At 37.3% G+C, this 13864-nt stretch carries 12 protein-coding genes; 4 read left to right on the top strand and 8 right to left on the bottom strand.

Going from position 1 to position 13864, the window contains the following annotated elements; genetic code table 11:
- Positions 1 to 26 precede the first annotated feature (26 nt).
- Positions 27 to 512: a hypothetical protein gene (locus tag KIK00_RS04685; protein ID WP_255815411.1), complete on the bottom strand. Its 486-nt coding sequence runs from the start codon at positions 510 to 512 to the stop codon at positions 27 to 29.
- Between the two features lie 119 nt (positions 513 to 631).
- A complete protein-coding gene (locus tag KIK00_RS04680) occupies positions 632 to 1846 on the bottom strand; it encodes a hypothetical protein (RefSeq protein WP_255815410.1) in 1215 nt (404 codons plus the stop codon).
- A 215-nt stretch (positions 1847 to 2061) separates the two neighbouring features.
- Here KIK00_RS04680 and KIK00_RS04675 point away from each other — a divergent pair, with 215 nt between their 5' ends.
- Entirely contained in the window at positions 2062 to 2553 is a 492-nt protein-coding gene (locus KIK00_RS04675; protein ID WP_255815409.1) for a hypothetical protein, read from the top strand.
- Between the two features lie 307 nt (positions 2554 to 2860).
- Here KIK00_RS04675 and KIK00_RS04670 read toward each other — a convergent pair whose 3' ends face one another.
- Entirely contained in the window at positions 2861 to 3322 is a 462-nt protein-coding gene (locus tag KIK00_RS04670; RefSeq protein ID WP_255815408.1) for an NUDIX domain-containing protein, read from the bottom strand.
- A gap of 51 nt (positions 3323 to 3373) precedes the next feature.
- On the bottom strand, positions 3374 to 4228 hold the full coding sequence (locus KIK00_RS04665) for an AraC family transcriptional regulator (RefSeq protein WP_255815407.1): 855 nt from the start codon (positions 4226 to 4228) through the stop codon (positions 3374 to 3376).
- A gap of 91 nt (positions 4229 to 4319) precedes the next feature.
- Here KIK00_RS04665 and KIK00_RS04660 point away from each other — a divergent pair, with 91 nt between their 5' ends.
- The 3 genes from KIK00_RS04660 to KIK00_RS04650 all read left to right on the top strand — a co-directional run bounded on the left by KIK00_RS04660 (position 4320) and on the right by KIK00_RS04650 (position 6969).
- Positions 4320 to 5300: a polysaccharide deacetylase family protein gene (locus tag KIK00_RS04660; RefSeq protein ID WP_255815406.1), complete on the top strand. Its 981-nt coding sequence runs from the start codon at positions 4320 to 4322 to the stop codon at positions 5298 to 5300.
- 107 nt (positions 5301 to 5407) lie between these two features.
- Positions 5408 to 5797 carry a DoxX family protein gene (locus tag KIK00_RS04655; RefSeq protein WP_255815405.1) on the top strand — a complete coding sequence of 130 codons (390 nt, stop codon included), beginning with the start codon at positions 5408 to 5410 and terminating at the stop codon, positions 5795 to 5797.
- 236 nt (positions 5798 to 6033) lie between these two features.
- Entirely contained in the window at positions 6034 to 6969 is a 936-nt protein-coding gene (locus KIK00_RS04650; protein ID WP_255815404.1) for an NAD-dependent epimerase/dehydratase family protein, read from the top strand.
- 450 nt (positions 6970 to 7419) lie between these two features.
- Here the strand turns inward: KIK00_RS04650 and KIK00_RS04645 are convergent, their stop codons facing one another.
- From KIK00_RS04645 to cysI, 4 genes are all read right to left on the bottom strand, one after another.
- Entirely contained in the window at positions 7420 to 7866 is a 447-nt protein-coding gene (locus KIK00_RS04645; RefSeq protein WP_255815403.1) for a sulfite exporter TauE/SafE family protein, read from the bottom strand.
- Positions 7808 to 8938, bottom strand: a complete 1131-nt coding sequence (locus tag KIK00_RS04640; protein ID WP_255815402.1) for a TSUP family transporter — start codon at positions 8936 to 8938, stop codon at positions 7808 to 7810. Before KIK00_RS04640 ends, KIK00_RS04645 begins: the two co-directional genes overlap by 59 nt.
- A 5-nt stretch (positions 8939 to 8943) precedes the next feature.
- Positions 8944 to 11820, bottom strand: coding sequence for a TonB-dependent receptor domain-containing protein (locus KIK00_RS04635; RefSeq protein ID WP_255815401.1), 2877 nt, complete (start codon positions 11818 to 11820; stop codon positions 8944 to 8946).
- Between the two features lie 360 nt (positions 11821 to 12180).
- Positions 12181 to 13857 (bottom strand): assimilatory sulfite reductase (NADPH) hemoprotein subunit, encoded by a 1677-nt coding sequence (gene cysI, locus KIK00_RS04630; protein ID WP_255815400.1) that lies wholly within the window; start codon positions 13855 to 13857, stop codon positions 12181 to 12183.
- Positions 13858 to 13864 lie beyond the last annotated feature (7 nt).

The raw sequence follows: 13864 nt of genomic DNA, 5'->3' as shown, positions 1-13864 counted from the left end.
CTGGTTTTATCACAATGAAATTTCGATTATAAAGAAGAGATATAGACTTCTATTTTGGTGCCATCATAATTGAACGTTCCGTCAGAATTTCTTTTGCCTAATACCCATTTCATATCTACAGGTACAGACCATGCAGATCCTAATGAAAATCCGTTAACAGATCTTATTTCATTTCCTTTTCCTGTTGTAACTGCTGAATGAAACCAGCTTTTATCAATAAGCCTGTAGAAGCCAATAGCTTTTCCAGCGGGAATAGGTGAATATCCGTCCCACTTTTCTCCTAAAGGATAGTTAAATACAGTTAACCATTTTTGTCCGGCTGATTCTGCCAGCTGAGCAGGACTTATGGATGCGCCACGCATATACAAAGTATAGGCTACCACATCATGACATACTCCACTGTTGTATTTCGAAATATTCTCTGCTCCTGAGAGAATAGCATGAGCAACGGGTGCTCTTTCTGATAGGGATAGCTGAGCCTTCCTGGCTCCTTCCGGTGTAATAAATGACATATAATATTTTGTTTGGTAGCGTAAAGATACAGCTTTAAATTTAATCACTCATGTTGGAAAATATATGTGGAGTTTTTTAGAAGATCAGTCTTCTTTTTCGGTGTAAGATTAAAATTTTTTTAACAATAAAACATACATTCATAACTGAAAAGCTTTCCATCTTTGAAAGTAAAAATAAAGAGTCCTGCATCACCATTCTGAATATGATATTCGTGTGGGGAAGAAATCCAGCGTGCAGACAGCATATCACCAAAACGGGTTACAAAATTTCTTTCATCATAATTGGAATCCATACGTTCATTTCCTAAAACTAAAGTTTCACCATTACTGAAGGACATTTTGTAGATACTTCCGGAAACTTTTCCTTTATACTCTTCAAAAGCAATAATGATATTGGGCGTTTTATAAAAATATTGAGGTTCCCAGCCACATTCCGGCATATTGGGAATATCTTTAATCTTCTGCATCTCCAGCTGCTTCATTTGTGCATCTGTGATTTTTCCGTCAAAAAGAGAGGTTTCCTTCCATATAAAATGCAGGTTCAAAGCTTTAAGTTTTTTTTCATAGGCTTTTGTTTCTGGTTTTTTTTCAAATTGATCAGCAAGAAGAAGCTCAAAGTCGATATCTATTTTTGAGTTTTCTACACCGGTCTTGGCATATGATTCTTTCCAATACTTCAAGGCCTGTTTAAGATTTTTATCTTCCACCCATGCCATTTCACGTAATCTTCCAACCTGAACCAGTTCTTTTTCCTTGTCTCTGTCTTTCACAGCCAGATAATCTTTCAGAACTTTTTCGTAGGTAAGTTCAGTACCCAGATATTTCATTTGGATATATTCGGGATTTTCGTGGAAATGGTCACCAATATAGATCCAGCCATCCTGATATAAAGGCACATGATCAATACAGACCATTTCATTTAAAGCTGCTTTTCTTACCGGTATGCTTTCTGTTGTAGGTGCTTTCCGCACGCGCAGTTCCGATACCTGTACATAGAAATGCGGACATTGGAATCCTTGTGATCCTCTATTGAAATATTGGGCCGGTTCTCCGGAAGACTTTTTGCCACGCATCGTTTTTTGTAAGGACTGCCGGTCTATAAAACCAATATCACCGTTGCTTACCTGTACTTTGTATTGTGTTTGGGTGGAATCGAGAAGGTAAACAGGTGCCTCGGTAGAAAATATTCCCAACAGATCCTTATTATTTCCCTGATCACGGTAGAGATGCCCCCATTCGGATGTATAAACCGGCTGTTGCCCGGGGCTCTGAGCCATAGTATTGTAAAAGCAACAGTGAATGATGCTGGCTCCTAATAGTATCTTTTTCAACATATAATAATTTGTAAAAGGCAAAAATCACCAGTTTTTACAGGTAGATTCGTTATTGTTATAGAGTTATTCCCATCAAAAATACTGAAAAATGAAGGGTTGTCCTATACTTATTGTTATTCAGAATGGGTATAAATTCCATCCTATTCACTTACTTCCATTGGGTAAAGTAAATAAAAATACTATTTTTATCGGCCAAAAAAAAGTAAAGACTAATTATGCCGACTGATGCTTCTCATAAGCTGATTCCGATGACAACTTTCGTGCTGGAATATTATTCGCACGAAGGATATGCTGATCTTCAGATTTTGAATCTGATGAATAATTATGCCAATTTTTTAAAAAAGCGCCTTACTCTTGGAATGTTTGTTCCCGTAGACCGTAAAGGAAATATTCTGAAAGAACCCAAAAATTATACGGAATGGAAATCTCTCGATCATAATGACGGGAAAAGAACAGATATTGCAGGATTTGAAGAATATGCCGAATATCAGAAGGCAGAACAGAACTGTATGTTTGAAGGTTTTAAAGTGGACTATAACGGATATTCAAAAGTGAGAATCATCGCTTCATATGATGCTTCTATTGAATTATCTTTTAATAAAAATGATCTGATCCCTTCAGGATATGATGATGTAGAATCACTTACCGTTTTTGATGACATCTTTCTAACATCCAGTGCATTAAAAGCGATCGGAATAAAGAGGTAAAACTTTAATATATAATGAAAAACGTTTATCAGACCGATAAACGTTTTTTTGTTTTGATATTTTATCTTACACATTCTCCCGAATGGCAGTGATAGCCTGAAGGACACAGCCCGTTGATACAGGGACCCGCAGCATCAGGATAGCACCTTTCATCTGCGCGGCAATGAGAATGAGGAGGACATAGGGAAAGCAGATTGCCAAGGCAAACGCCCACTGGGAGAGGAAGATTCAGTTCTATGCCAATTTTTCCAATAATGTTTTTCAATGTTTTTCTGTTTAATTTTTTCATGGTTTTTGTTTTAAGGTGTTATTGATTTTTTACTATGTTTTCAAGCTCTGTTATGAAATCTTTCTGTGCTGTATTGATCCGTTGCTGTGCTTCTTCTGAAGCAAACCATTCCCATTGATCTACTTCGGGAATTTCTATTATTTTGCCGGATTTGGGTGGCCATTCCATAGAGAAGGTATTGCTGTAAAGTTCTGAAGTAACAATATGTCCCTCCAATGCCCAGGCATAAACTATTTTTCCTCCTTTTTGCTTAATGGGAGACAATTCGATGAACTTTCCTTCTATTGTTTTACCGGTTTCTTCTTTAAATTCTGTCAATGCACGCTCCAATAGATCTTCATCAGGAAGAATCTCTCCTTTAGGAATAGACCATGCCCCGAGGTCTTTATTTCTCCAGAATGGACCGCCGGGATGAACCAAAAAATAATACAGACTGCCTTTTTCTTTTTTAAAAAGCAAAATACCTGCACTCGTTTTCATGGGTTTAAAGATTTGATTATTAAAGATATGAAAAATATATAACCCGGACGATCAGTAAGATAAACCATTCTTTTTAAATTCAGAAGGAGACATTTCTTTATATGTTTTGAATATTTTATTGAAATGGCTGGCATCATTGAAACCCAGCTTGTCGGCAATCTCACTAATATTATAATGGCTCTGGAGTAAAAGTTTTTCTGCAGTTTTTATTTTATGCTGTATAATATGCTGCTGAATGGAGAACCCCGTCTGTTTTTTGATATAAATGCTGATATAATTAGGAGACAACATAAATTCTTTAGCCAGGTTTTCAATTTTCATTTTATCTGCATCCAAAGCATTGACATTGATATAATAGAGTATCCTTTCAATTCTGCTCAGATTTTTGGTGATCCATTTTTTGGTAGTACTATTATGCATCGTATTTCGGATCAGAATGGTGATAATACTGGAAAAAAGATCGGTTGTAACCTCTTTGTTGTACGTATTTTTATGGCTAAACTCATAGAGAAGGATACGTGCAAGTTGCAGCAGATGTTCCCTATCTGTTTTACTTTTAATCACCGATTCGTACACAAAAGAATGGTCTTCCATCAGGAGCTGTACCACTTTTTTAAGTTCATTCTTTTTATTGGACAGCAGATTTTCCCAGATATACTGTTCAGTAAACTTTATATAAATGAATCTTGTTTTACCTGTAATGGAAAACTCATGGCCGTCACTTGGTCTCAGAAGGAAAACATCTCCTTTTTTGTATGGGAAAGTAATATTGTTGAGATGATGAAATCCTTTTCCATTCTCTATGATAATCAGCTCATAAAAGTTATGATTGTGATACTCGACGTCCCAGGTTTCTTTTTCGATGCTGAAAACATTAAAAGAATTGAAGTTAACGATTCGTTTCATGAAAAGATGGATTTTTACAAATTTACCATTAATTTTTACAATATATCATAATTCATTATTGATCAATTTTGTCTTATTAAATACATTCAAAATGAAATATATAAAACAATCAATACTGTTGGTTGCTTCAACAATTGTTCTGATGTCTTTTTCTGATCATGATAAGGATAAAAGAACAAAGAAAGATCAATCAGAAACAAAGATTCTAACAAAAAAACACTGGCCTAATGGGGCTCAACTGGTGATTTCCGTTTCTATGCAGTTTGAAACGGGCGGACAGCCTGAAGGCGCTGAAAGTCCTTTCAGCAGTACTCCACTTCCTAAAGGACAGCCAGATCTTCCGGCAGAAAGCTGGTATCATTACGGAGGAAATGAAGGAATTTACAGAATGCTGGATCTATGGAAAAAATATGACATTAAAGTAACTTCCCATGTAGTGGGAACAGCAGCGGAAAAGTATCCTGAAGTGGCAAAAGCTATTGCAAACGGGGGACATGAAATTGCAGCTCATGGTTTTACCTGGGATAATCAATGGAATAAGAATTATGATGACGAACTGAATTTTGTAAAGGAAGGTGTAGATATTGTTGAAAAAATTACAGGCCAGAAAGCTGTTGGCTACAATTGTAACTGGTTGAGAAGAAGCCCAAATACACTAAAAGTATTACAGGATCTTGGTTTTCTGTATCATATTGATGATTTAAGCCATGATGAACCTTTCATTACCAAAGTAAAAGGGAAAAACTTTGTTGTCATTCCTTATACCCTTCGTAACAATGATATCGTCAATATTGAAGGAAAACACTGGAGCCCTGATCAGTTTTTGAACCAATTGAAATTTGAATTCGACCGTCTTTATGAAGAAGGAGCTTCCAAAAGAAGAATGATGAGCATCAGCTTTCATGACAGAATAGGTGGAACTCCTGCAATGATGCATGCTATGGAAGAATTTATTAAATATACAAAAGAAAAACAAGGGGTAGTCTTTATGAGAAAAGATGATATTGCCAAAATGGTTATGAATGATCCCGACACTCCTGTTGATAATAGTGAAGAAAAGTTTAACAAGTAAGGAAGCAGGAAGCTGAAAGAAGGAAATTATTGAAGTCTGCAAAGTACTTTTATGACTTGTATAAACTTCCATCTTCAGGCTTCGATCTTCTATCCAAAAATACCTTTATGAATAATACAAAAACAGCCTATTTTTTTCTTCGTGTATCTATGGGAATCAATCTTTTAGGACACGGATTGGTTCGTCTGGTAAAACTACAGGACTTTGCATCAGGAATGATGAAAGGTTTTGAAACAAGCTGGCTTCCACAGCCATTGGTACATCTGTTCGGAGTTACACTTCCCTTTTTAGAATTGATGATCGGATTACTGCTGATGATTGGTTTCAAAACACGTATTGCTGCCATAGCCGGAGCTTCTCTGATTATCCTGCTGCTTTTTGGATGCAGTACGGTTGAAAACTGGGAAGCCATGGGAATTCAGATGATTTACGCAGGTCTGTTCTACATTCTGATCAGCAGAATAGATGACAATTATCTGGCTTTAGATAGGAAATGATAAAAGCAAAGAAAGTGATTAAGGCTGGGAAAGAAAGAGGACGCAAGCAGAATAAAAAATATATTATTCAAACATTGTTACCTTTACTTTCTTAGCTTTTTTACGTCTTCAGAGATTATGCTACAATTTCCATAGATTCAGCTATAGTTATGCCCGAATTTTGCATCATAAATAACAGCAACTGAAAGTATTTTATTTATTTTCAATGCAATATATAACCCTCAAAATTAGAAATGATGCAAACCATATTAGGAGCCAATGGACAGATTGGTGAAGAACTGGCAAGAGAACTGAAAAGAAACTATACATCAGACATTCGTATTGTCAGCAGAAATGCTAAAAAAGTAAATGATACTGATACTGTTTTCTCTGCAGATTTGTCAGACAGGGAAAAAGCAATAGAAGCCGTGAAAGGAAGCGATATTGCTTATTTCACACTTGGCCTTCCTATGGATACAGACTTGTGGGAAAAACAATTTTTTACAATATTGAAAAATACAATTGAAGCCTGTAAAATCAACGGAACGAAGTTTGTGTTTTTTGATAATACCTATATGTATCCTCAAAATAATGAGGTCTTAACGGAACAAACCTCATTCTCTCCTGTGGGAAGAAAAGGAATGGTAAGAAAACGGATGACAGAAATGCTTTTAAAAGAAATGGAAGCCGGAACAATAGAGGCTGTCATCTGCAGGGCCCCTGAATTTTATGGACCGGGAAAAACCCAAAGTATTACCAATAGTCTTATTTTCAGTGCAATTAAAGAAGATAAGAAACTAAAAATTCCTTTGAGAGATGATAAATTGCGAAGCCTGATCTGGACTCCTGATGCAAGCCATGCAACAGCTTTAATAGGAAATACTCCAGATGCTTATGGACAGACATGGCATTTACCGGTAGATGATCATAAGCTGAATTATGAAGAGTTCATTGCTTTGTCTTCTCAGATCTATGGAAAAGAATTTAAGTATTCTGTAATTCCGAAACTGGCTTTTAAAATAGGATCTTTATTCAACAAAAATGCAAAAGAGTTACTGGAACTGCTTCCAAGATATGAGTATGATAACCTTTTTGATGATTCAAAATTCAGAAAAAGATTCCCTGAATTTCAGGTAACCACTTACAGACAGGGAATTGAGCAGATAAAAAAAGAACAGCAAACGGCAAAATAATCTTGTTAAAACAAGTAACTTAGAAAAACGGATAATATCCGAATGGCAAAACACTGAGGCTGTTTCAAAAGTCAAATAATGTGGCTTTTGTCATTGACAACGTTGAATCTTCAATTTCTGACGAAGGAAGAATCTCATACCTCATAGTAAGAAAAGATAAAAATGAAAGCTCCTGAAAAAGTAACCTCCATCACAGCATTACACAGGTATCTGAGGTTGAAAAGACCATCCAATCCAAAAACGCTCTCATTGTAAAATAAGTAAAAAAACGCAAAGTTTTAATGATTTCAGATTTTTATTAAAAATGAGTAATGATAATGTGAATAGACCACATCATTTATTTTCCCCTTTGATTCCTCAAATTAAAGTAAAACATTAAAATCTTTGCGTTTAAAAGAATATACTTTTTCTCTCAATTGTATGTCCTTATTCTTTTTATAATCGGGTTTATTATGATAGAATTGATTTTGTAATCGTAATAAGACTCATGAGAATTACTACGATTCCCACCACAACAAACATTTTCTTCGTTGGAAGTTTTGAGGTCAGCATTGCTGAAAAAGGTGCAGTAAAAACACCACCCAGCAATAGACCTAATACAATATTCCAGTGATGAATACCGATGGTAAAGATGAAGGTAACAGCACTTGTTATTGTTAATAAAAACTTAGCAACGGTCGAACTACCTACTACATAACGCGGAATTCGTCCCTCTTTGATCAAGGTTCCGGTAACCAATGGCCCCCATCCGCCTCCTGCAAAGGAATCTATAAAGCCTCCTGCCAATCCTAATATTCTGAGATTGGTTCTTCGTTTGGTTTTGCCTTGTCCTGCTTTTTTATCTTTGAAAGCATTTTTTAAAATGTTGATCCCAAGATAAAGGGGTGTAGCAGGCAATAATGGGTTTTACAATATGAGCGTAATGCTCTCCGTAATGAGACAGGGTTAATGCCCCAATAACCGAACCTACGATAGCCAGCGGGAACAATACCCACACCATTTTTTTATTGACATTTCCCAGTTTATAATGACTGAAACTTCCGGCTGCAGTAGTAAAGGACTCCGCAGAATGAATACTTGCACTCACAACAGGTGGTGGAACATTTAGGAGTAAAAGGATTGTGGTACATATCACGCCATACCCCATTCCCATAGATCCGGCAACAATTTCTGCCATAAAACCGGCAAACAGCATCCAATAAAAAATATGGCCATCTTTATTCAGAAAATACTGAATATCTTCTGAAAGATTAAACTGATACACTACAAGTCCAAATAATCCGAAAAGAAGTAAAACACCAATGATAGCAAGATAAATATTAGCTTTTCTCTGAGCTGTTTTGGTAATATTGATCAGCTTTTCAATTTCCAGATGGGGCTTTGAAGAAACTTTTCCGTCAGACAGATATTCTGTAGTGATCTTATTGAGTTCTTTAACTTTATAATTGAAATCTCCCATCAGCTTATTACGGATGTCCTGCATATTGTCCAGTACATGATCCATTTCATCAGGGATGGCTTCAGTAAAGGTTTCTCTTAATCTTTTAGCAATGGTCGGAGATTTTCCATTGGTTGAGATAGCAATTTTAAGACTTCCTTTTTTGACAATTGAGCCTAAATAAAAATCACACAGGTCGGGTTTATCCGCAATATTTACCAATACATTTTTTTGTTGCGCTTTTTCTCTGATTTCCCCTGCTAATTCAATATTATTTACCGCAATGATGGCAAGATCGGTATCATTAAAATCAAGATCATCATAGGCTCTCTCATGCAGTGTTATATTGGAAAACTGATTTTCTAGGGTCCTGACCTCAGGAATAATTTCTTTGGCTACCAGCTTAATGGAAGTTTCCGGAGAATTGCCCAGTACAGATTCCAGTTTTTCGAGGGCAACGTTACCACCGCCAATAATCAGCAGTGACAGGTTTTCAAGTTTTAAAAATATGGGATATAGTGAATTGCTCATTCTGATTACAATTTTAAATCATAAGTAAAAGCGATATAATACAGTCCTCCGATTTCAGGGCCTGCTGCATACTGGAAATAACGGCGGTTCAATAAATTGGTTGCCCCAATTTTAATATTCGTACGAATTTCAGGAAGCTTCCATGTAGCCTGAGCATCAATCGTGTAATAAGCCGGAATTGCTCCTGACGCTAAAGGACTTTCCCACATAAAGCTACTCTGCCATCTTGCCACAAGGGTAAACCCTATATTTTTAACAATTTCTCTGTTTCCTACACTTACATTCACCATCCATTTCGGAGTGTTGAAAGCGGTAATAAACAGGTCCGAGGAATTGTTGGAAGCAAGATCATTATAAGAAACATTGGTATTGACATTATAATTTCCTGTAATATTATAACGAATCCCTAAAGACGTTCCATAGCTTTTGTAGGTACTGTTGCTGTTCGTATACACCCTGTATCGGTCCTGTTTGCTCCTATCGAGCATTGCAAGAACAGCGGTATTGCTTCCTACCTGACTGTTTTTTGGAACTGCCACTTCTACCTGCCCAAGAAATCCTTCATAGATATTGTAATAGAAATCCCAGTCCAGCACCAGTTTATTATTGAAAAAAGTAGACTTATACCCTACTTCAAATGAATTAATCTTTTCCGGTTGTAACTTCTGCAGATTGGCTACGGTTAAAAGCTGTTTATTATCCTGAGCTGCCTGAGCCTGAGTTTTTCCTGCATCTACATCTGCATTTACTGCTGAGGTGAATTTATCGATAGAAGCCAGTGTATAGGAATTTTCCAGATAGCCTAATCCGTCATTTACTTTTGAAAGGCCTCCCACTCTTCTTACATTTCCGTTGTTGACAAAAGAAAGTGCTTCAAACAACGATGGAAAACGATATCCGTTCTGGAACGAAGCTCTGAAATTATGCTCTTTCACCGGAGAATAGACAACACTGATTCTCGGATTTAATTTGGCTTCAAATTCTGGGTTTCTGTCGATCCGTAAGGCAGCGTTAATTTTTAATTTATCATTAAAGAAAAGCTTCGTAATTTGAGCAAAAGCCCCATATTTCTGATAAATAACATCTTTCCCGAAGGTACCGTTGGCTAAAGGAATATTTCTTTCATTCACCGAACGGTTAAAATCAACAAAATTGTTTCCATCCGGAGTAATGCTGTACAAACGGTAATCTACACCAGCAAGAAGGTTGAATATCTTCACAAACCTGCTAAAGTCATAGGTAAGTTCACCCTGGTAAAAACGGGATTTCTGTTCAAGTTTAGCTCCTCCTGTTGCCGGAGCTCCGGCTACTCCTCCATTGGCCGAATCCCAGTTGTTGATTCCGATAATGGTGTTTTTCAACTGCTCGAAGGCTGCTGTTCCAGGTACAGCTCTGTTTTTGTCAGCTTCCTGACGGGCTAGAATAAATGCATCGTTAAGATTGGTACCTGCATTAAGGCTATTCTGCAGAGCCGTTTGGAATACATTTCTCCAGTTGGTATTGGAAAGATTGGTGAGATCAAGATTATCTGCCAAAGGTTTCAGATTATAAGAATCTCCTGTATTTTCTATGGATAGATAAGCCCTGAAAGTCAGTTCTTTTCCTGTAAGTTCTATTTTATGGTTCTGAACAGTAGCGTTCTGCAAACGGATTTTATTTCCCCTCTGGAAAGTTCCGTCCAGCAAGCCATAACGGTATACGTAAGAAGTTCTCCACTGATCCCCGAAGCGATAGTATAATCCTGCATCAAACTTGATATTTTTTACGTCAGGACTCACAAGATCTTTCTCCAGATATCCTGTCCTCGAAACATTAAATGTAGTAGGTTTCCCATTGTAATCCACTTTTACGGCGACACGGTTGTTTCTTTCGTCACCGTACTTATTCCAAAGGTCTTCAGCCGGATTGTTCGCCAGAGCAAAATTAGGGTTGGCTGTGACCAAAGATCCTGGATTCTGATCTGTCAGATTGTTTGAAACCCAGTCTGTCCCGCTGAAATAGGATGCATTAACTTTTACCGCAAAGTTTTTATTGATCACTTTTGCAAAGCGGATAGCACTTTCTCCCAGTGAACTTATTTTATGATTGACATTGTCTACATGATTTACCCGGCCCCGGAAATAAAGGCTTATTCCTTCAGACGTAAACGGATCTTTGGTTTGTAAACTTGCCAGGCCGTTGATAGCATTCATTCCGTACAACGCTGAAGCCGCTCCCGGAGTGACTTCCATAGACTGGATATCCAGTTCTGTAGGGCCAATGGCATTTCCCAAAGGTACACCCAATGTTGCCGACTGTACATCTACCCCGTCTACCAATTGCATGAATCGGAAATTATTAGGCGAATTGAAACCTCTTGAATTAGGAATTTTTAAAGTAAGACTGGATGTTAGGAGCTGTAACCCTTTTACATTTTCCAATGTTTCATAGAATGAGGCTGCAGGGCTTTCTCTGATGGTTTTAATATCAATTTTTTCGATGGCTATAGGTGATCTTAATATCTTTTCCGGAACTCTGGATGCGGAAATCACTACATCATCAATAATCGTATTCTGAGGGTTCAGACCTACTGTTATTTTATTGGAAGGAGAAAGTATTTCAACAGTTTGACCTGTGAAACCATCTTTCTGAATGACCACCCGGAATGGAATGGTAACTCTTGTTCTGATTTTAAAGTTACCCAAGTGATCCGTTAATGCCGTATCCTGTGTATTTTCGATCTGTACTTTTACAGAGTCAAGACCTTTGCGTGTACCTGTATTTTTGATGCTTCCGCTAAGCTCTATAAGCTGCTGCTGTGCTTCTGCCAGGTTAAAAAATAGAAATGTGAATGCGATAATACCTGCTTTTGGCAGAAAGTTTCCCTGCTTTTTGTTTTTCATTTTTGCTTCATTTTTTAGGTTGAGAATGAAGCTGCCTGAATTTTTTACTTCTATGATGAAAGTCTTCTATATTGGTTAATATTACAATTGAAGGGCTTAGAGTTCCCCTCTTTTGGAGGGGTGGCAAAAATTCAAAGAATTTTTGACGGGGTGGTTTAAGCCATTAATATTATTGCTAAGATTGCTTCACCTTCGGTTCGCAATGACAATCTGTTAGACTTCCATGATTCAAAAACTTCAAACAGCTTTTTGATTGTATTGTCATTTAAAAATCAACAACACATACACATTCGTCTGCCTAAAAGAAGAGGTTGAGTTTTTTTGTTTTTTTTCAGATCATAATGAAAATTAGCCATATAATTAATTTAAGGTGTGTAAGTAACGGTATGAAAAATCGCCAAATGTTTCTTCTGCAAGTCTTTTCTGTACATAAATCCCGAAAAGTTCATCCAGAGTGGTAAGTATTTCTTCCTCACCAATATTTTCTTTAAATTTTGTATTCAGTCGCATTCCTAAACGGTCTCCTCCAATGTGGAGGTTATATTTTCCATAAGCTGTCCCTACAAATCCGATTTCAGCATTAGGAGATCTTCCGCAGCCATTAGGGCAGCCGGTCATACGGATAGTGATATCTTCTTCCAAAAGACCATATTTTTCAAGGATAGGTTCTATTTTGGTGACTAAGGATGGCAGATAACGCTGAGCTTCCGCTAAAGCCAGTGAACAAGTGTTCAGGGCCACGCAGGCAACAGAGTTTTTGCGCAGAGCACTTGCTCCATTCGTAGAATCTGAAATTCCGTGTTCTTTTAAAATATGTTCAATTTCAGGTTTATCTTTTTCATCAATATCAGCCAGAATAAGGTTCTGGTTACAGGTAAAACGGAAATTGGCTTTACCAGTTTGTGCGATTTTTAATAATCCTGATTTTAAAGGATATTCTGCCGTATTAAGGATTCTTCCATGCTCCACAAATACGGTATAAAACCATTTCCCTTCATGATTCTGAATCCAGCCGTAGCGGTCTTTTCTCTGTTCAAACTTAAATTCTCTGGCAGGTTCAAAGCTGAACCCTGTTCTTTTTTCTACTTCAGCTCTGTACTGGTCAATACCAAGTTTATCAATCGTATATTTTAATCTTGATAATTTCCGGTCGCTTCTGTTTCCGAAGTCTCTTTGTACAGTGATGATCTCGTAGACAGCTTTTAATACTTTTTCTTCCGTATCCACAAATCCAAGTACAGAGGCTAAACGGGCATAAGTAGCTTCATTCCCGTGGGTTGCTCCCAGTCCTCCTCCGGCAGCAATATTATAGCCAACAATTTTATCATTTTCGATAATAGCAATTAGGGCAATATCATTGATGAATACATCCACATCGTTATTGGGTGGAACGGCAATTCCTATTTTCAGCTTTCTGGGAAGATATCTGTCCTGATACAAAGGGTCTTCTTCTGCTTTACGATCAACCAGAAGTTCATCATCAATCCAGATATCATAGTAAGATTTGGTTTTAGGAAGACACATCTCACTGATTTTCCCAGCGAGTTCGTAAGCTTCCTTGTGCAAAGGTGATTCCGAAGGATTCGCTGTACAGGTTACATTTCTGTTGACATCTCCACAAGCCGCAATAGAGTCCAGATGCTGCAGATTGAAGCTCTGAATGGTAGGTCTTAAATGAGATTTTAAAATGCCATGCAGCTGAATGGTTTGTCTTGTTGTTACTTTAATGGTTCCTGTGGAATGATCTTCAGCCGTTTCATTCAATCCTACCCATTGTTCAGGGGTTAAAAAGCCACCAGGAAGTCTTAATCTGATCATATAGGAATACAGCCATTCCAGTTTTTTAGAGACACGCTCTTCCCTTCGGTCTCTGTCGTCCTGCTGGTACATACCATGAAATTTGATCAGAGTCTGGTCATCTTCCCTGATGGCTCCGGTAAAATTATCAGCAAGGCTTTCTTTTAAAGATCCTCTGAGACCATTGCTGCTGGTTTTAATCCTTTCTACCGGTGAAAGGTTTTCTTTATCATTGTTCATAACTGTT

It is taken from the genome of Chryseobacterium sp. MA9 (assembly GCF_024399315.1).
In the GTDB taxonomy this organism is placed as follows: domain Bacteria; phylum Bacteroidota; class Bacteroidia; order Flavobacteriales; family Weeksellaceae; genus Chryseobacterium.
Note: the sequence above shows the minus strand (reverse complement) of the source record. Positions and strands in the feature narration are given on the sequence as shown.

Excerpts from the sequence above, each read along its gene's own strand:
- KIK00_RS04685 (WP_255815411.1), bottom strand. The coding sequence starts at position 512 with ATGTCATTTATTACACCGGAAGGAGCCAGGAAGGCTCAGCTATCCCTA.
- KIK00_RS04680 (WP_255815410.1), bottom strand. The coding sequence starts at position 1,846 with ATGTTGAAAAAGATACTATTAGGAGCCAGCATCATTCACTGTTGCTTT.
- KIK00_RS04675 (WP_255815409.1), top strand. The coding sequence starts at position 2,062 with ATGCCGACTGATGCTTCTCATAAGCTGATTCCGATGACAACTTTCGTG.
- KIK00_RS04670 (WP_255815408.1), bottom strand. The coding sequence starts at position 3,322 with ATGAAAACGAGTGCAGGTATTTTGCTTTTTAAAAAAGAAAAAGGCAGT.
- KIK00_RS04665 (WP_255815407.1), bottom strand. The coding sequence starts at position 4,228 with ATGAAACGAATCGTTAACTTCAATTCTTTTAATGTTTTCAGCATCGAA.
- KIK00_RS04660 (WP_255815406.1), top strand. The coding sequence starts at position 4,320 with ATGAAATATATAAAACAATCAATACTGTTGGTTGCTTCAACAATTGTT.
- KIK00_RS04655 (WP_255815405.1), top strand. The coding sequence starts at position 5,408 with ATGAATAATACAAAAACAGCCTATTTTTTTCTTCGTGTATCTATGGGA.
- KIK00_RS04650 (WP_255815404.1), top strand. The coding sequence starts at position 6,034 with ATGCAAACCATATTAGGAGCCAATGGACAGATTGGTGAAGAACTGGCA.
- KIK00_RS04640 (WP_255815402.1), bottom strand. The coding sequence starts at position 8,938 with ATGAGCAATTCACTATATCCCATATTTTTAAAACTTGAAAACCTGTCA.
- KIK00_RS04635 (WP_255815401.1), bottom strand. The coding sequence starts at position 11,820 with ATGAAAAACAAAAAGCAGGGAAACTTTCTGCCAAAAGCAGGTATTATC.
- cysI (WP_255815400.1), bottom strand. The coding sequence starts at position 13,857 with ATGAACAATGATAAAGAAAACCTTTCACCGGTAGAAAGGATTAAAACC.